The following is an 18,616-nucleotide window of genomic DNA, read 5'->3' on the forward strand; positions in this document are numbered from 1 at the left end:
CATTCCTTCATTCCGGCGAAGTGCCGGAATATGTTGATATTTGGCGCTTAGCGATAGGGCGCATCGGCGGCAAGGTTTGCCGCGATAGCCCGTTCCCATTTGTCACCATTGCTCAGCAATTTTGCCTTGTCGTAAATCAGCTCTTCGCGCGTTTCGGTCGCATATTCGAAGTTCGGACCTTCCACTATGGCATCGACCGGACAGGCTTCCTGACAGAAGCCGCAATAGATGCACTTGGTCATGTCGATGTCATAGCGCGTCGTGCGGCGCGAGCCATCGTCGCGCGGTTCCGCTTCGATTGTGATCGCCTGCGCCGGACATACTGCTTCGCACAGCTTGCACGCGATGCAGCGTTCTTCGCCATTGGGATAGCGGCGCAGCGCGTGTTCACCACGGAAACGCGGGGAGAGCGGGTTCTTTTCGAACGGATAGTTGATCGTCGCCTTGGGCTTGAAAAAATATTTCAAGGTCAACCAGTGCGCCTTCACAAATTCCCAAAGGGTGAAGGATTTGATGAGATAGCCGAGGCTCATGCCCCACCTCCATAACGTGTCAGCATGAGATAGCCCGATACCAGGAACACCCAGAAGAGCGAGATTGGCAGGAAGATTTTCCAGCCCAAGCGCATCAACTGGTCATAACGGAAACGCGGGACGGTGGCCTTGACCCAGCTAAACACGAAGAAGAAGAAGAAAATCTTCGCAAACAGCCAGATAATGCCCGGCACCGCATAGAGGATCGGAATATCGAGCGGAGGCAGATAGCCGCCCCAGAACAGGATTGCGTTGAGCGCACACATCAGGATGACGTTGGCATATTCGCCAAGCCAGTAGAGCGCGAACGACATGGACGAATATTCGGTCTGATAGCCCGCGACCAGCTCGCTTTCCGCTTCGGTCAAGTCGAACGGCGCGCGCGCGGTTTCGGCCAGTGCCGAAATCAGGAACATGATCGCCATCGGGAAAAGAAGTGGGCTCACGCCATAGGCATTGATAATGCCAAGGCCGAAGCCGCGCTGGCTTTCGATAATGGTTTGCAGGTTGAAGCTATTCGAAAACAGTACGACCGAAATCAGGATGAAGCCGATCGAGACTTCGTAGCTCACCATTTGTGCGGCGGCACGAATTGCGGAAAAGAAGGGATATTTGGAGTTGGACGCCCAACCCGCAATGATAACCCCGTAAACGCCGAGCGAACTCACCGCGAGAATATAGAGCAGCCCCACATTGATGTTGGCCAAGATCGCCTGCTGGCTGAACGGAATAACCGCCCACGCCATCAGCGCCACCGTGAAGGTGATGATCGGCGCGAGGATGAACAGGCCTTTGTTGGCCGCACTCGGAATGATGGTTTCCTGAAGGAATACCTTCAGACCATCGGCAAAAGATTGCAGTAAACCGAAGGGACCGACCACGTTCGGACCACGGCGCAGCGCCATTGCCGCCCAGATTTTGCGGTCCACATAAATGATCATCGCCACCGCCAGCAACAGCGGCAGGACGATAGCAAGGATGCCCACAATCGTGGCGATGAACCACGACCATTCATATGTCAGGCCCCAGCTTTGAAACCAGGCGGTCATTCTGCGGCCTCCAGCATATCATCTCCGTGCAGCAATTCGGCCGAGCAGCGTTGCATCGTCGGCGACGCGCGGCAAATGCTATTGGTGAGGTAGAAATCCTTGATCGGATAAGCCCCCTCGCCTTTGGGCTTGGCGTCAAGCTTGGGCGGTGCCCAGTCATAAGCGGCCAGGCCTTCGGCCCCAAGCGCCGGAACCGCCGCAAACATCGCCGCGCGCAGGCCCGCAAAATCGTCAAAGCCGATATTCACGCCGATGACGTCTGCAAGCGCCCGGAAAATCGTCCAGTCTTCGCGCGCGTCGCCGGGAGCGAACACGGCCTGCTCGCTGCGCTGGACGCGGCCCTCGGTGTTGACATAGGTGCCATGTTTTTCGGCATAGCTTGCGCCCGGCAGGATAACATCCGCCGCGTGCGCGCCCGCATCGCCATGATGGCCGACATAGACGTTGAAGCTGTTGGCAAAGGCGGAATAATCCACCTCGTCCGCGCCAAGAAAGAAGGAGAGTTTCGGCTCTGCCTTCAAAATATCGGCGATGCCGCCCTGCTGCGCATAGCCCAGCATCAGCCCGCCCATGCGCGCTGCCGCCATATGGACGACATTGAAGCCGTTCCAGCCATCCTTGATAAGGCCAAGCGGCCCTGTCAGCGCAAGGCTCGCACCGAAAACGCCCGGAATTTTGAGCGCGCCGCCACCAAGGATCAGCGCAGGCTTTTGCGCCTTGGCAAACGCATCGGTGACTGGCTTGGGCGGCTTTGCCAGTACGCCCATATCATTGCCGAGCCATTCGACCTTATAGGTCAAATCGACTTCGGGACCGATGGCGAACACCTTTGCCCCGCGCTTCACCGCCTTGCGGATGCGTGTGTTGATGAGCGGCGCTTCCCAGCGCAGATTGCTCACCACAATGAGGATCGCGTCCGCTTCCTCGATCCCGGCTATGGTCGAGTTGAAATTGACCGCGGCGAGATTGCTCACATCATAATCGAGCCCGGTCTGGCGCCCTTCGAGCAAGGTCGAGCCAAGCGTTCCGGCCAATTGCTTCGCGGCGAACATGGTTTCGCAATCGACCATATCGCCGGCTACCACAGCGACCTTGTCGCCTGCGCCCTTGGTGGCCGTTGCAATCGCCTGAAACGCCTCGTTCCAGCTTGCCTCAACGAGCTTGCCATCCTTGCGCACGAACGGACGGTCGAGGCGGCGGCGGACTAAGCCGTCGACATTGTGGCGGCTTTTGTCGGAAATCCATTCCTCGTTCACATCATCATTGACGCGCGGCAGGATGCGCAGCGCCTGACGGCCACGGCTGTCAATGCGAATATTGCTGCCGACCGCGTCCATCACGTCGATGGCGAGCGTTTTCTTCAATTCCCACGGACGCGCTTCAAACGCATAGGGTTTGGAGGTGAGCGCGCCGACCGGACACAGATCGACAATATTGCCCGACAATTCGCTCGTGACCGCGCGTTCCAGATAGCTGGTGATCTGCATATTTTCGCCGCGATAAATCGCACCGATTTCTTCGACACCGGCGATTTCCTGCGCAAAGCGGACACAGCGCGTGCATTGGATGCAGCGGGTCATCACGGTTTTGACAACCGGACCCATATATTTTTCGGTCACTGCGCGCTTATTTTCATCATAGCGCGACTTGCCGCGACCATAAGCGACCGATTGGTCCTGAAGGTCACATTCGCCGCCCTGATCGCAAATCGGGCAGTCGAGCGGGTGGTTGATGAGGAGAAATTCCATCACCCCTTCGCGCGCTTTCTTAACCATCGCGCTGTCGGTGCGGATTTCCTGACCGTCGGCTGCGGGAAGTGCACAAGATGCTTGCGGCTTGGGCGGCCCGGGCTTCACCTCGACCAGACACATGCGGCAATTGCCCGCGATGGACAGCCGCTCATGATAGCAAAAGCGCGGGATTTCCTTGCCCGCCTCTTCGCACGCCTGAAGGATGGTCGCCCCCGCGGGCACCTCTACTTCGATGCCGTCTACTGTTAGCTTAGGCATGATTTACTCCGCTGCTTCCATGACAGGGGCCGTGCCCTTAGCTTCGTTGATGCGCCGTTCCAGTTCGGGGCGGAAATGGCGGATGAGCCCTTGGATCGGCCAAGCCGCCGCGTCGCCGAGCGCGCAAATCGTGTGGCCTTCGACCTGCTTGGTCACGTCGAACAACATGTCGATTTCGCTAATGTCCGCCTCGCCTTCGCGCAGGCGTTCCATCACGCGCCACATCCAGCCCGTGCCTTCGCGGCAGGGGGTGCATTGGCCACAGCTTTCATGCTTGTAGAAATAGCTGATGCGGCTGATCGCGCGGACAATATCGGTGGACTTGTCCATGACGATGACAGCCGCGGTGCCAAGGCCGGAGCCGACCGCTTTCAGCCCGTCAAAGTCCATCGGGCAATCCATGATCTGCGCGGCCGGTACGAGCGGCACCGAAGAGCCGCCCGGAATGACCGCGAGCAAATTATCCCACCCGCCACGGATACCCCCGCAATGTTTTTCGATCAGTTCGCGGAACGGGATCGACATGGCTTCTTCGACCACGCACGGTTTTTCGACATGGCCGCTAATCTGGAAGAGCTTGGTGCCCTTGTTATTTTCCGCGCCAAAGCTTGCAAACCAAGCCGCGCCGCGCCGCAATATGGTCGGCGTGACCGCAATGGATTCGACATTATTGACGGTGGTGGGGCAGCCATAAAGGCCAGCGCCTGCCGGGAAAGGCGGCTTCAGGCGCGGTTGGCCTTTCTTGCCTTCAAGGCTTTCGATCATCGCGGTTTCTTCGCCGCAAATATAAGCCCCTGCCCCGCGGTGCATGAATACGTCGAAATCATAACCCGATTTCGCCGCATTTTTGCCGAGCAATCCGGCCGCATAGGCTTCCTTGATCGCCGCTTCGAGGATCTTGGCTTCGTAAATATATTCGCCGCGAATATAGATATAGGCCGCCCGCGCGCGCATCGCATAGCCCGCCACCAGCGCACCTTCGAGCAGCTTGTGCGGGTCATGGCGGATGATTTCGCGATCCTTGCACGAACCGGGTTCGGATTCATCGGCGTTGATGACGAGGAAGGACGGACGGCCATCCTTCGATTCCTTGGGCATGAAGCTCCACTTCATCCCCGTGGGGAAGCCCGCGCCGCCACGGCCGCGCAGGCCCGACGCTTTGATTTCGTCGATGATGCCATCCTGCCCGCGCGCGAGCAAAGCCTTGGTATTATCCCAATCCCCGCGCTTTTCGGCGGCTTTCAAGTCCCAGCTCTGGAACCCGTAAAGATTGGTGAAGATACGATCCTTATCGGCGAGCATAAGAGCCAACCTCCCCGTCAATCGTCATCCCCGACTTGATCAGGGATCCATCTCCCGACATCCCCGCAAACCGGACGGTCAGGAGATGGATTCCCGCTTTCGCGGGAATGACGGGATGGAATTTATGCGCAGCCATGGCCAAATTTTGCGCCATTACCAATCCTTCCGATAATCGTGATTGGCCTTGACCATCTCTTTGAGCGTGGTCGGCCCGCCTTCGGGGGCACTTGTCTGACGGTCGATTTGCGGCCCGATTTTGGGCTGCTTGCCATTGGCGAGATCATCGAGGATCGCGGCCATGCTGTCATAGGTCAGATCTTCGTAATTATCGTCGTTAATCTGGACCATCGGCGCGTTGGTGCAGGTGCCAAGGCACTCCACTTCGGTCAGCGTAAAAATGCCGTCCGGTGTGGTCTTGCCTTTGACAAGGCCCTTATTCTTGCACGCTTGCAGCACATCGTCGGAGCCGCGCAGCATACAGGGCGTGGTGCCGCAAACCTGCACATGGAATTTCCCCACCGGCGCAAGATTATACATGGTGTAGAAGGTCGCGACTTCATAGACACGCATATAGGGCATATCGAGTTCGCGCGCGACAAACTCCATGACCGGCACCGGAAGCCAGCCCTGCGTATTCGTCTCCGCGCCGACCTGACGCTGGGCCAAGTCGAGCAACCCCATGACAGCAGATGCCTGCCGTCCTTCGGGATAGTGCGAGATTAATTCCTGCGCGCGCGCGGCATGGTCTTTCGTCCACGCGAAATTCCCCCAACGGGCGCGGGTTTCCTGTTCATCAGGGATTATTGCTGCGTCAGCCATTTGGCAACGCTCCATTCTTTGTGCGCTGTATAAAAATCACCGGTCACACTCCCCGAACACAATGTCCATCGCGCCCAAAATGGCGGTGGCGTCGGCGAGCATATGGCCCTTGGTCATGAAATCCATCGCCTGCAAATGCGAAAAAGCGGTCGGGCGGATCTTGCAGCGATAGGGTTTGTTCGACCCGTCGCTCACCAGATAAACGCCGAATTCGCCCTTGGGGCTTTCGGTTGCGACATAGACTTCGCCCGCTGGCACATGGAAGCCTTCGGTATAAAGTTTGAAATGGTGGATGAGCGCTTCCATCGAGCGTTTCATCTCGCCGCGCTTGGGCGGGACCACCTTGCGGTCGAGGCTGCCAATCGGACCTTCGGGCATTTCGTTGATGCACTGGCGGATGATGCGCGCGGATTGATAGACTTCCTGCACCCGCACCATGAAGCGGTCATAGCAATCGCCGCGCGTGCCGACCGGAATTTCAAAATCCATGCGGTCATACACGTCATAAGGCTGCGACTTACGCAAATCCCACGCAATGCCAGCGCCGCGGATCATCGGGCCGGAAAAGCCCCATGCCAACGCATCTTCCTTGCTCACGACCGCAATATCGACGTTGCGCTGTTTGAAGATGCGGTTGTCGATGACAAGGCTCATCGCATCGCCGAATAATTTGGGCAGACGGGTTTCGCACCATTCGCCAATATCGGTGAGCAATTTGAGCGGCACATCCTGATGCACGCCGCCGGGCCGGAAATAGGCCGAGTGCATCCGCGCGCCCGATGCGCGTTCAAAAAAGTTGAGGCAATCTTCGCGCAGTTCGAACATCCACAGGTTGGGCGTCATCGCGCCGACATCCATGACATGGCTGCCCAGATTGAGCATATGGTTACAAATGCGCGTCAGTTCCGCGAATAAAACGCGCAAATATTGCGCGCGCAGCGGCACTTCCAGATTGAGCAGCTTTTCGATCGCCAGCACATAGCTATGCTCCATGCCGAGCGGCGAACAATAATCGAGCCGGTCGAAATAGGGCAGAGCCTGTAAATAGGTTTTATATTCGATCAGCTTTTCGGTGCCGCGATGGAGCAGGCCGACATGGGGGTCGATGCGCTCGACGATTTCGCCGTCCATCTCCATGACCATGCGCAAAACGCCGTGCGCGGCGGGGTGCTGCGGCCCGAAGTTGATCGTATAGTTGGTGATTTCAAGGTCACCGGGGGTCGGATCAACCGGGGTCGTGCGCCCTTCAAGCTCTGTCAGGAAATCAGCCATTATGCCTTATCTCCGTTGGGCTTGCCCGGCTTGGCATTGGGCGTGGTTTTAGTCGCAGGCTTGGTAGCGGCTTTAGGAGGCACCTTTTTGACAGGGGCCTTTTTCGCAGCCGGCTTGGCCTTTGCGGGTTGCGGCTCGGCTTTTTCCGTTACTTTAGGCGCGCCCTTGGCTTTGGCGACGGCCTTGGCCGCCTCCTTGTCGGTCTTGGCCCCTGCCCCCGTATCCGAAGGCTTTTCGGTGGTTTTGGGGGTAGCGGCTGCAGCGGGCGCAGTAGCAGGCTGGGGTGCCGCAGGCTTGGGCGCCGCGCCACCGGCAGGCACCGGCGTCGGCGCACCGGGCGCTTCGCCATGCGCTTTTTCGTCGCCGGGGAGGATATATTCCGCCCCTTCCCACGGGCTCATAAAGTCGAACGAGCGGAAATCCTGGGTCAGCTTGACCGGTTCATAGACAACACGCTTTTCGGTTTCCGAATAGCGCATTTCGACATAGCCGGTGAGCGGGAAATCCTTGCGGAACGGGTGACCCTTAAAGCCATAATCGGTCAGGATGCGGCGCAAGTCCGGATGCCCGGCGAACAATACGCCATACATATCGAACACTTCGCGCTCCAGCCAACCGGCGACCGGCCACACGCCTGTCACCGAAGGCACTGCGGTTGCTTCATCCGTCTGCACCTTGACGCGCAGACGATGGTTTTTGGTCACGCTGAGAAGGTGATAGACCACCTCGAACCGTTCGGGACGGTCCGGATAGTCAACGCCCGCAATCTCGACCAATTGTTGGTAGTGCATCTGGTCGCGCAGCGCGACCATGCAGCCCACCAGCTCGGCCTTATCGACCGTCAGCGATACTTCGCCGACCAGATCGACCGCCTCAAGCAAATCCTTGCCCAAAATGCGGGTCGCTTCGGCGATAACGCCGTCATTGCTCGCAAATTTGGGCGCGGGATGAAGAACAGCACTCATCGGTCCATCGTCCCTTCGCGGCGGATTTTGCGCTGCAACTGCATCACGCCGTAAAGCAACGCCTCTGCGGTCGGAGGGCAGCCCGGCACATAAATATCCACCGGCACGATGCGGTCACATCCGCGCACAACCGAATAGCTATAATGGTAATAGCCGCCGCCATTGGCGCAGCTTCCCATCGAAATCACATATTTGGGTTCCGACATCTGGTCATAGACGCGGCGCAGCGCAGGGGCCATTTTGTTGCACAAAGTACCAGCCACGATCATCACGTCCGATTGGCGCGGCGATGCGCGCGGTGCGGCGCCGAACCGCTCCATATCATAGCGCGGCATGTTGACGTGGATCATCTCGACCGCACAGCACGCAAGGCCGAACGTCATCCACCACAGCGAACCGGTGCGCGCCCATTGGAACAATTCTTCGGTCGAAGTGACAAGGAAGCCCTTGTCGCTCACTTCGCCCTGAAGATCATTGAAGAATGCCTGATCGGGCATGGTGCCCGGAGCAACCGGCATACGCGCCAGTTCGTCGGCTGAAAGCTCTACTCCCAATCGAGTGCTCCCTTTTTCCACGCATAAACAAGACCAAGACCAAGCTCGGCCAGAAACACCATCATCGTCGCCCAACCGGCCCAGCCAATATGTTCAAGGCTGACCGCCCACGGAAACAGGAAGGCGGCTTCAAGGTCGAAAATGATGAACAAAATTGCGATGAGATAGAAGCGCACGTCAAATTGCGCGCGCGAATCTTCGAATGCGGGAAAGCCGCACTCATATTCGGTGAGTTTTTCCGGATCGGGCTGATGCGTGCCGGTGAGGCGGCCCACCGCCATCGGCAAAAAGGCGAATAAGGCCGATAAAGCAAGCGCAATCCCCAGAAAGATAAGGATTGGCAGATATTGCGACAAGTCAGTCAAAATATGCCCCTTCGGCTCGTTCATGCTTATCGTTCAACTTGCACCAAATCCGTAACAGACTCAGTGCCTCGCCTCTAGGACGGCTAGCCCTTGGGGGCAACCCTCAAGCGCCGGAAAAATCGCCAAATTGCGAGCGATTCTTAACTAGCGCAGCGCGCTCGCGACCAGCTTGTGCAGTTTGGAATGGAGCGCATCATTGGTGGCGAGAAATTCGCTGCGCGCCATATATTTGTCCCCGCCCCGAAAATCGGTGACAAAGCCCCCGGCCTCTTTGAGAATGAGCAGCCCTGCGGCCACATCCCAAGGCTTGAGGTCGGCTTCCCAAAAGCCGTCATAGCGACCGGCGGCAAGCCAGGCCAAGTCAAGCGAGGCCGCGCCAAAACGGCGGATGCCCGCAACTTCGGGCGCAATGCTCCCGAAAATCTTGCTCCACTGCGCAAAATCGCCATGCCCCATATAAGGGATGCCGGTCGCGATCAGCGCTTCGTTGAGATTACGCCGCGACGAAACGCGCAAGCGGCGGTCGTGGAGCCAAGCGCCCCGGCCTTTTTCCGCCCAGAAGCTTTCGTCGGTGAGCGGTTGATAGACGAGCGCGGTCGTCACATCGCCCCACCCGCCGCCGGGCTTGGCTTCCTGTGCGGCAATCGAAATCGCGAAATGCGGGATCGAATGGAGGAAGTTCGACGTGCCGTCGAGCGGATCAATCACCCAGCGCGGCTTGCCCGGTGCGCCTTCAATCTCGCCCGCTTCTTCCATGAGGAAACCCCAGTCGGGGCGCGCCTTGAGCAATTCGTCATAGAGCGTGCGTTCGGCGCGCTGGTCGGCCTTGGACACGAAATCAGCCGGTCCTTTGGGCGATACCTGCAAATGTTCGATTTCGCCAAAGTCACGACGCAAACGCGACCCCGCCTTACGCGCGGCGCGTTCCATCACTGTCAAAAGGCCGGAAAGGGCTGCCATGTCGTCGGTCCGTTTCTAAACTGCTTAGTCCGCGCGCTTCACATATTCGCGTTCATACACATCAACGATGATGCGCGTGCCCGACTGGATATGCGGCGGAACCATGACGCGCACGCCATTGTCCAAAATGGCGGGCTTGTAGGACGAAGAGGCGGTCTGCCCCTTTACCACCGCGTCGGCTTCGACGATGGTGGCCTCGACCTGATCGGGCAGTTCGACCGAAATCGGGCGCTCTTCCCACAATTCGAGCATCACATCCATGCCGTCCTGAAGGAAATCCGCCGCATCGCCGATGACATCGCGGTCGATGTTAATTTGTTCATAGCTATCCTTGTCCATGAACACGAGGCTGTCGCCTTCGGCGTAGAGATACTGGAAATCCTTGGTGTCGAGGCGCACTTTTTCGACCGTATCGGCGCTGCGGAAGCGCACATTGGTCTTGCGGCCATCGATGAGGTTTTTCATTTCCACCTGCATGAACGCGCCGCCCTTGCCGGGTTGGGTATGCTGGATTTTGGCAACTTTCCAGATGCCGCCTTCATATTCCAAAATGTTGCCGGGACGGATATCGACGCCGCTGATTTTCATGGGAGTATCTCACTATTATGGAAAAGAGCCAGAGCGATGATCGCCCGTTGGAGCGCGCCTTTATCCTTCTCTCGCCCCAAGCGCAAGCCTCGTGCCTATCTTGACGCGGTGAGCAGGGGATAAGGGTTAATTGCGGTCCCGCCCGACCAGCTATCGTCCGGGCCCGCCATCATCACCGCGAAATGGAGGTGCGGACCGTCGGGGCTGGCATTGCCCGTGGACCCGACCGTGCCGACAGGATCGCCCGCCTTGACCGCCTTCCCTTCCGCCAGACTGTCGGCATAGCTGTCGAGATGGGCGTAATAATAGATGCTGCGCTTGTCGGGGGAACGCACATAGACGGTCAGCCCGCCCTTTTCGCTCTGCCAGATTTTCTCGACGGTGCCGGGAGCGGCAGCAATGACCGGCGTTCCGCGCGGGGCCATGATGTCGATGGCGTCATGGATACGCACCCCGCTTTCGCGCGCATCGTTGAACGTATCGACGAGCTGGGTGGGCTTTACCCCTACCACCGGAATAGCGAGCGCGCCGATCTGCACCGGCGTAATCGGTTCCATGCGCGTGCGCTGTATTTTGGGCGGCGGCTGAAGTGTGGAATTGGCCGTTGCGGGCGGCTGCGCGGCGGCGGGTGCGGGCGATAGTTGCGCCGCCTCGCGTTGTGTGCCGGTGAGGTCATAGGCAATGACCCAATAAGCCGATGTGACCGCCGCGCTGATGGCCGCACTCGCCAGCCCCACACGGATTTTATCGAGCATCGCAGCCCCGCGCCTTTCGCTCATCGCGCCCCTCCCCGATTGGCCCTATTCATTTTGGCGGTCAATTTCCGCGCCGTCATTTCTGGAAAATCACCGGCACGCCGGGCTTCACCATCATCGCAAGCCGCGCCGCATCCCAATTGGTGAGCCGCACACAACCATGACTTTCCGCGCGGCCAATAGTTTCGGGAGAAGGCGTGCCGTGGATGCCATAATGTTCCTTGGACAAGTCAATCCACACAACGCCGACCGGGCTATTGGGACCGGGTTTGAATTGCTGTTTGGGCTTTTTGTCCGATACATCCCAGAATAGCTTGGGATTATAAGTGAAAGGCGGATTGTAAGCGACGCCATTGACCTTCCAGCTTCCGATCGGCAGCGGATCATGCTTTGACCCCATCGTAGCGGTAAATTGCACCAGTAATTTGCCACCCGCATCGAACGCGCGCAGCACGCCGTCCGATTCATCGACGACAATTTTGGCGGCCTGAGGTTGCTGCGCCGATATGCCGAGATTTTTGAGTGTGGTTTTCCACGCCGCATCGCCAGCGGCCTCCGCGCCCGCCGCGCCATCACCGCCCACATTGGGAACGCGGATTTCCTTGCCCGCAGCAAAGATAGCGGCATCATTGGTAGCGTTGGTGGCGTTGGCTTCCGTTTTGCCTGCTTCTTTGGCTGGAACAGGCGCCGCCCCGCTATTGAGCGCGCGCAATGTATCGGGCGTCGTGTGGAACCGCTCGGCCAAAGCCTCCATCAGATTTTCATAGCCCAAAGCGGCGAGCTTGGCTTTGGCTTCGGCAGCAGCCGGAATGGTCACGAAATCCTGATTGGCAAAGTCCGCCGGAATCGTGACCATGCGCGTTGCGGGTAGCGATTTTTGCTGGAGCAAGGCCGTGCGCGTTGCTTCATCCAGTTCGCCGGTCACGGGCAGATCATGGGCGGTCTGGAAGCCCTTGATCGCATTGGCGGTGGACATCCCCATCTTGTCGTCAATCACGCCGGGGGCAAAGCCCAGACGGTCAAGCAAGACTTGCGCCTGCATGATGCTGTGACCGCTATCATCAGCGCCGCCCGGCGCCTCCGCGTCATGCGAGGCAAAGGGGTCGGCAGCAGGGGGTGCGGCTTTAGCCTTGGCGGCAGGTTCCGGCGCTTTTTCATCGGCTTCGGCCGCGAAATTACAGCCTGATAAAAGGAAAATGGCTGCAATTAGGGGAAAAGAAAATTTAGCGTTCACCTGCTTCAATGCCACGGGCAAAACCTCCTGATCATTATAAATTTAATGACAGGGCAACGCGCAAAATGGCGCAAGCGTTCCTTGAGGCAATGGCGAGCGGCGTTTAACCGAGTAGCGGGGCGAAGGCTGCAACCCCTGCGGCAGCCCCTTGCGGATGCTTCCACACAGCCCCCGATACGGCGAGGAAATCCGCGCCTGCATCAATCAAAGGCTGCGCATTGTCGGGGGTAATCCCGCCAATCGCAACGCAAGGAATTTCAAACAAGGTGGTCCACCAGCCAAGGATGCCCGGATCGGGGCGATGCGTGGTTGTTTTGGTATCGGTCGGGTAGAAGGCGCCGAACGCGACATAATCCGCGCCTTTTTCGCCCGCTTCCATCGCAAGATGGCGGCTGTCATGACAGGTGACGCCAATCTGCACCGCAGGCCCCAGCGCCGCGCGCGCGGCTTTTACATCGCCATCGCCCTGCCCCAGATGCACGCCGTCCGCTTCGACCTGCGCGGCCAAATCCATGCGGTCATTCAATATGAACGCCACATCATGGCGCGCGCAAACCGGTATCAGCGCATCACAAGCGGCAATAATATCCGCATCCGGCACATTTTTAAGCCGGAGCTGGAACGCGGCCACCGGCCCTGCAGCCAAAGCAGCGTCGAGTTGCTCAGCAAAATCTTCGCCCAGATTTTCGGGGCTTATCAGGTAAAGCTGGCACGCGGGGCGGCGGGGGTCGCGGCCAAAGCGGTCGGCAAAACCGCTGTCCAATATATCGGGGTCGAAATCGTCATGATCGGTCATGGATATGCGCCTTAACGATACCGACCCCGAATGCCAATCAGGGCTGTGCCACCGATGCTGCGTGAATTTCGTCAATGGCGAGGCCAAGCGCGCCGTTAAATTCCGCATTATCCATCTGGTGACGCAAATCATTGAGCAAAGCGCGGCTGAAGCTTGCGATCATGCCACGGTTTTTGGCGAGTTCGGTGCAGGCTTCGCTGCGGCTGAAACCACCCGACAACGCAACCACGCGCGCAACACGCGGATGGTCGACAAGGCTGTCATAAAGCCCTGCCTTGGCCGGAATCGACAATTTGAGCATGACCTTGTCATCGCCCGGAAGCGCATCCAACGCCTTGGTCAGTTCGTCGAGCAGGATTTCGTCCGCTTCTGCACGCTCTGCGCTCTTGATGTTGACTTCGGGCTCGATGATCGGAACGAGGCCGTGCGCGGTCACTTGCTGTGCCACCTCAAACTGCTGCTTGACGACGGCGGCAATGCCTTCGCGGTTGGCAAGGTTGATAACCGAACGCTCCTTGGTGCCGATAACGCCAAGGCCTTTGGCACGGGTGAGCAGCGCATCAAGATCGGGCATCGGCTTCATAAGCTGGACGCCATTGGCTTCATCCTCCAGCCCCTTGTCAATCTTGATAAACGGCGCAACGCCGCGCTCAAGCAAGGCTTCGGGGGTCGGTTTGCCATCGACTTCGCCGTCCATCGTGCGTTCGAACAGGATCGCGCCCAGCACCTTGTCACCCGAAAAAGCGGGCGAGGTAATCACGCGGCTGCGCATCTGGTGGATGAGGCCGAACATTTCTTCTTCGCTGCCCCAAGCATCCTCTTCGATGCCATAGCCTTTCAAAGCCTTGGGGGTCGAACCGCCGCTCTGGTCAAGCGCGGCAATAAATCCGGAACCGTTGGTAACCTTGTCGAGCAATTTAGCGTCTTGCATGGGAAGATGATCCTTGTTCAAACGAGTCTATGTCGCGCGCCGCAATAAAGAATGGCGATGCGACGGGGGTTACGGGGTCAGGCCCCTTTCAAAGCGTCCACGCCGGGGAGCGGCTTACCTTCCATCCATTCGAGGAATGCCCCGCCAGCGGTTGAAACGAAAGTGAAATCTGCGGCAACGCCTGCATGATTGAGCGCCGCAACCGTATCGCCGCCACCCGCGACCGATACAAGCGAGCCTTCCTTGGTGAGCGCCGCCGCCGTCTTGGCAAGCGCGACCGTTGCCTTGTCGAACGGCACGGTTTCAAACGCGCCCAAAGGGCCGTTCCACACCAAAGTCTTGCATGTTTTAAGCACATCGCCAAGCGCCTCGACCGCCGCCGGACCGATGTCGAGGATCATATCGTCGGGCGCAACTTCATGCACATTGACGATGCTGTTCGGTGCATTGGCCGCAAATTGCTTGGCGACCACCACATCATAAGGAAGATGCACGGTGCAGCCTGCCTTGTCGGCGGCGTCCATAATCGCATTGGCGGTGTCGGTGAGGTCATGTTCGCACAGCGATTTGCCCACATTGACCCCGCGTGCGGCAAGGAAAGTATTGGCCATGCCGCCGCCGATAATCAAATGATCGACCTTTTTGACAAGGTTTTGGAGGACATCCAGCTTCGTCGAAACCTTGGCACCCCCAACGACGGCCGCCACCGGATGCTCCGGATTGCCGAGCGCCTGTTCCAGCGCCACCAGTTCGGCCTCCATCGCGCGGCCTGCAAAAGCGGGCAGCTTGTGCGCCAAGCCTTCGGTCGAGGCATGGGCGCGGTGCGCAGCGGAAAAGGCGTCATTGACATAATAGTCGCCAACCACCGCCATGTCCGCGACGAGCGCAGGGTTATTTTCTTCCTCGCCCGCATGGAAGCGCGTATTTTCGAGGACCGCAATATCGCCGGGGCGCAGCACCGCCACGCCATCAAGTGCGGCCTGCCCTGCACAATCGGGGATGAACATGATGCGGCGGCCCAGCACATCTTCAATCCCGCCGACAACCAGCGAGAGCGAAAGATTGGGGTTTTTCTGCCCCTTCGGGCGTCCGAAGTGCGACAGTAACAGCACAATCGCGCCGCGATCCGCCAGTTCCAATATGGTGTGTGCGGAGGCGCGGATGCGGGTATCATCCGCAACCGAACCTTCGTTCATGGGGACATTCAGGTCCACGCGCACAAGCACGCGCTTACCCGATACATCGCCCATATCATCGAGCGTTTTGAAAGCCTTCGCACCCATGATTTTCAGCCCTTATGCCTGAAGCAGCTTGCCGATGACACCGGCGGTATCGACCATGCGGTTCGAAAAACCCCATTCATTGTCATACCAGCTCAACACGCGCACCAGCTTGCCGTCGATAACCGCGGTTTCAAGGCTGTCGATGGTCGAGCTGGCCGGATCATGGTTGAAGTCGATCGAAACCAGCGGCTCGTCGGTATAGGCAAGCACACCCTTAAGCGGGCCTTCGGCGGCAGCCTTAAGGAGCGCATTGACTTCTTCCGCCGTGGTTTCGCGCGACGGCGTGAAGGTCAGGTCCACCACTGACACATTGGGGGTCGGCACGCGGATCGACGAGCCATCAAGCTTGCCTTTGAGTTCAGGCAAAACAAGGCCGACAGCCGCAGCCGCACCCGTCGAGGTCGGGATCATCGACATCGCCGCCGCCCGCGCACGGCGCGGATCGGAATGGATTTGGTCGAGGATCTTCTGATCGTTCGTGTAAGCGTGAATGGTCGTCATCAGGCCGCGTTCGATACCGATGCTTTCATTCAGCACCTTGGCGAATGGCGCGAGGCAGTTGGTGGTGCAGGATGCGTTCGATACGATGGTATGTTCGGCGGTCAGCTTGTCATGGTTGACGCCATAAACGACGGTGAGGTCGACTTCCTTGGCGGGGGCCGAAATCAGCACGCGCTTGGCACCGGCATCAAGATGCTTCTGCCCGCCTTCGCGGTTGGTGAAGAAACCGGTACATTCCAGCGCAATATCAACGCCATTGGCCGCGTGGGGCAGATTGGCGGGATCGCGCTCGGCGGTCACCTGGATGCGCTTGCCGTTGATGACGAGGTCATTGCCATCGACTTCGACCGTGCCATTGAACGCGCCATGGACGGAATCGCGCTTGAACAGCAGCGCATTGGCCTTGGCGTCAGCGAGATCGTTGATCGATACCAGTTCCAGACCGCAATCCGGACGCTCCAAAATGGCGCGCGCGACATTGCGCCCGATGCGACCGAAACCGTTGATAGCAACCTTAATAGCCATGGTGGTGAAACTCCTAAGAGGCAAAAAATAATCAGGAAAGGGCGGAAATTATCTTGGGGGCAATCTGGTCGGCGGTAAGACCAAAATGCCGGTAGAGATCGTCAATCGGGGCCGATGCACCAAAACTGTCCATGCCAAAGCGCAGGCCATCGCGGCCGGTATAGTGTTCCCATCCAAAGGTAGTGCCCGCTTCGATGGACACGATCAGCGTGTCTTGGGGCAACAGATCGGTGCGGTAGGCGACATCCTGTGCATCGAATAATTCGGTGCAAGGCATCGAAACCACGTCGGCGCCATGCCCTTGTTCTTCAAGGAGGCTCGCCACCGCCACCGCGATTTCCACTTCGGAACCGGTCGCGACCAGCACGACTTTGCGCGGGCCATTAGCGGCCTTGAGGCGATAGGCCCCCTTGGCGCAGCGGTTTTCCGCCGAGGCTTCGGTGCGAAGCTGCGGCAAATTCTGGCGGGTGAGCGCCAGCACGGTGGGCGCCGTTTCCGACTTGATCGCCAAGTCCCAACATTCTGCGGTTTCGACCACATCGGCGGGGCGCATGACGAGCAGGTTCGGCATAGCGCGCAGGCTTTGCAAATGCTCGATCGGCTGGTGCGTCGGGCCGTCTTCGCCAAGCCCGATGCTGTCATGGGTCAGCACATAGATAACCCGCTGCCGCTGGAGCGCCGACAAGCGGATTGCACCGCGGCAATAATCGGCAAACACAAGGAAAGTGCCGCCATAAGGAATAATACCGCCATGCAGGGCCATGCCGTTCATCGCAGCGGCCATGCCGAATTCGCGGATGCCATAATAGATATAGCGGCCCGCATAATCGTCGGCGGTCAAAGGCAGGGTCGATTTGGTCTTGGTGTTATTGGAGCCGGTAAGGTCCGCAGAACCACCAATCATCGCCGGAATAACCGCCGTCATCGCCTCCAAAGCCATTTCCGAAGCTTTGCGCGTTGCAACCTTTTGCGGCGCGGCAATGAGGCCATCGACATAGGGCTTGAGCCAATCCGCCGCAGGCAGCTCGCCCGCCATCTGGTTCAAAAATTCATTTGCTTTAGAATGGGATGCAACGCGATCTTCCCACGCTTTATGCGCATCTTTGCCTTTGGCACCGATAGCAAGCCAGGCATCGCGAATGTCCGCAGGAATTTCAAAGGGCGGATAATCCCAGCCCAGATTTTTGCGCGCAGCGGCAATTTCTTCGGCCCCAAGCGGTGCGCCGTGGGTTGCGGACGTGCCTTCCTTATTGGGCGCGCCCTTGCCGATGACGGTCTTGCACGCGATCAGCGACGGGCGCGGATCGGCAGCAGCCTCGCTCAATGCGCGGCGGATGTCTGCATAATCATGCCCGTCACAGCGCACCACGTGCCAACCGGTTGCGGCATAGCGCGCCGGAATATCTTCATTGGTCGAAAGCGCGGTCGAGCCGTCAATCGTGATGCTGTTATCGTCCCACAGCACATTGAGGCGACCCAGTTGCAAATGGCCAGCCAGACCAATGGCTTCATGGTTGATGCCTTCCATCAGGCAGCCGTCACCCGCAATCACCCAAGTCTTATGGTCGACCAGATCATCGCCATAGACCGCATTCAAATGCCGCTCGGCAATCGCCATGCCGACTGCCATGGCCAGCCCCTGCCCCAGCGGTCCAGTAGTACATTCCACGCCTTCGAGCATGAAATTTTCAGGGTGGCCCGCGCACGGACTTTTAAGCTGGCGGAAATTGCGGATGTCCTCGATGGTCGGGCGCTCATAGCCGGTCAAATGCAGCAGCGCATAAATCAGCATCGAGCCATGTCCTGCCGACAGGACAAAACGGTCGCGATCCTGCCATTTCGGCGCGGCGGGATCATATTTGAGGAAATCGGAGAATAGCACCGTCGCCACATCGGCCATGCCCATCGGCATACCGGGGTGACCGCTATTGGCAGCCTGAACGGAGTCCATCGACAAAGCCCGGATGGCGTTGGCGAGCGAAATTTCAGGCATGGCCATGATTAAAGCATCTCTTCTGTTGACATCAGCAAGGCACAGCGTCGTCAGGGTCGAGTCGCTGTCGCCAACCCTTTGCGTCGGCAGGCCGAGAAGGTCAACCGCCGCTAAGGTAATAACTGACTTTTGACACGCCTTATCTCCGGTCAATCCGAAGTTCGGCACGGGCAAACCGTCCC

The 18,616-nt window shown here is 58.6% G+C and carries 18 protein-coding genes; all 18 read right to left on the reverse strand.

Annotated features, from left to right (window positions below):
• Positions 1 to 47 precede the first annotated feature (47 nt).
• Positions 48 to 533, reverse strand: a complete 486-nt coding sequence (gene nuoI, locus DMP17_RS04070; RefSeq protein ID WP_337827784.1) for an NADH-quinone oxidoreductase subunit NuoI — start codon at positions 531 to 533, stop codon at positions 48 to 50.
• Complete coding sequence (gene nuoH, locus DMP17_RS04075) at positions 530 to 1,582, reverse strand: NADH-quinone oxidoreductase subunit NuoH (protein ID WP_337827785.1); 1,053 nt, start codon at positions 1,580 to 1,582, stop codon at positions 530 to 532. The genes nuoI and nuoH overlap by 4 nt, the downstream gene beginning before the upstream one ends.
• Positions 1,579 to 3,591 (reverse strand): NADH-quinone oxidoreductase subunit NuoG, encoded by a 2,013-nt coding sequence (nuoG, locus tag DMP17_RS04080; protein WP_337827786.1) that lies wholly within the window; start codon positions 3,589 to 3,591, stop codon positions 1,579 to 1,581. The genes nuoH and nuoG overlap by 4 nt, the downstream gene beginning before the upstream one ends.
• A gap of 3 nt (positions 3,592 to 3,594) precedes the next feature.
• Positions 3,595 to 4,893, reverse strand: a complete 1,299-nt coding sequence (gene nuoF / locus DMP17_RS04085; protein WP_337827787.1) for an NADH-quinone oxidoreductase subunit NuoF — start codon at positions 4,891 to 4,893, stop codon at positions 3,595 to 3,597.
• A gap of 153 nt (positions 4,894 to 5,046) precedes the next feature.
• Positions 5,047 to 5,712 (reverse strand): complex I 24 kDa subunit family protein, encoded by a 666-nt coding sequence (locus tag DMP17_RS04090; protein ID WP_337827788.1) that lies wholly within the window; start codon positions 5,710 to 5,712, stop codon positions 5,047 to 5,049.
• 36 nt (positions 5,713 to 5,748) lie between these two features.
• Complete coding sequence (locus DMP17_RS04095) at positions 5,749 to 6,984, reverse strand: NADH-quinone oxidoreductase subunit D (RefSeq protein ID WP_337827789.1); 1,236 nt, start codon at positions 6,982 to 6,984, stop codon at positions 5,749 to 5,751.
• Positions 6,984 to 7,949 carry an NADH-quinone oxidoreductase subunit C gene (locus DMP17_RS04100; protein ID WP_337827790.1) on the reverse strand — a complete coding sequence of 322 codons (966 nt, stop codon included), beginning with the start codon at positions 7,947 to 7,949 and terminating at the stop codon, positions 6,984 to 6,986. The genes DMP17_RS04095 and DMP17_RS04100 overlap by 1 nt, the downstream gene beginning before the upstream one ends.
• Positions 7,946 to 8,524, reverse strand: coding sequence for a NuoB/complex I 20 kDa subunit family protein (locus DMP17_RS04105; RefSeq protein ID WP_337827791.1), 579 nt, complete (start codon positions 8,522 to 8,524; stop codon positions 7,946 to 7,948). The genes DMP17_RS04100 and DMP17_RS04105 overlap by 4 nt, the downstream gene beginning before the upstream one ends.
• A complete protein-coding gene (locus DMP17_RS04110) occupies positions 8,494 to 8,892 on the reverse strand; it encodes an NADH-quinone oxidoreductase subunit A (protein WP_337827792.1) in 399 nt (132 codons plus the stop codon). The genes DMP17_RS04105 and DMP17_RS04110 overlap by 31 nt, the downstream gene beginning before the upstream one ends.
• A gap of 120 nt (positions 8,893 to 9,012) precedes the next feature.
• The gene (locus DMP17_RS04115; RefSeq protein ID WP_337827793.1) at positions 9,013 to 9,828 is read right to left on the reverse strand and encodes an inositol monophosphatase family protein; all 816 of its coding nucleotides are present in this window, start codon (positions 9,826 to 9,828) and stop codon (positions 9,013 to 9,015) included.
• Positions 9,829 to 9,852: 24 nt separating this feature from the next.
• On the reverse strand, positions 9,853 to 10,416 hold the full coding sequence (gene efp, locus DMP17_RS04120) for an elongation factor P (protein WP_337827794.1): 564 nt from the start codon (positions 10,414 to 10,416) through the stop codon (positions 9,853 to 9,855).
• A gap of 95 nt (positions 10,417 to 10,511) precedes the next feature.
• Positions 10,512 to 11,195: a M23 family metallopeptidase gene (locus tag DMP17_RS04125; RefSeq protein ID WP_337827795.1), complete on the reverse strand. Its 684-nt coding sequence runs from the start codon at positions 11,193 to 11,195 to the stop codon at positions 10,512 to 10,514.
• A 52-nt stretch (positions 11,196 to 11,247) separates the two neighbouring features.
• On the reverse strand, positions 11,248 to 12,420 hold the full coding sequence (locus DMP17_RS04130) for a L,D-transpeptidase family protein (RefSeq protein ID WP_337827796.1): 1,173 nt from the start codon (positions 12,418 to 12,420) through the stop codon (positions 11,248 to 11,250).
• An 88-nt stretch (positions 12,421 to 12,508) separates the two neighbouring features.
• Positions 12,509 to 13,201, reverse strand: coding sequence for a thiamine phosphate synthase (gene thiE, locus DMP17_RS04135; RefSeq protein WP_337827797.1), 693 nt, complete (start codon positions 13,199 to 13,201; stop codon positions 12,509 to 12,511).
• 37 nt (positions 13,202 to 13,238) lie between these two features.
• The gene (locus DMP17_RS04140) at positions 13,239 to 14,132 is read right to left on the reverse strand and encodes a fructose bisphosphate aldolase (RefSeq protein ID WP_337827798.1); all 894 of its coding nucleotides are present in this window, start codon (positions 14,130 to 14,132) and stop codon (positions 13,239 to 13,241) included.
• Between the two features lie 77 nt (positions 14,133 to 14,209).
• Positions 14,210 to 15,415: a phosphoglycerate kinase gene (locus DMP17_RS04145; RefSeq protein ID WP_337827799.1), complete on the reverse strand. Its 1,206-nt coding sequence runs from the start codon at positions 15,413 to 15,415 to the stop codon at positions 14,210 to 14,212.
• Positions 15,416 to 15,427: 12 nt separating this feature from the next.
• Positions 15,428 to 16,441 (reverse strand): type I glyceraldehyde-3-phosphate dehydrogenase, encoded by a 1,014-nt coding sequence (gene gap, locus DMP17_RS04150; protein ID WP_337827800.1) that lies wholly within the window; start codon positions 16,439 to 16,441, stop codon positions 15,428 to 15,430.
• A 31-nt stretch (positions 16,442 to 16,472) separates the two neighbouring features.
• The gene (tkt, locus tag DMP17_RS04155) at positions 16,473 to 18,602 is read right to left on the reverse strand and encodes a transketolase (protein ID WP_337827801.1); all 2,130 of its coding nucleotides are present in this window, start codon (positions 18,600 to 18,602) and stop codon (positions 16,473 to 16,475) included.
• Positions 18,603 to 18,616: the final 14 nt, after the last annotated feature.

It is taken from the genome of Pseudonocardia sp. TMWB2A, assembly GCF_017312135.1.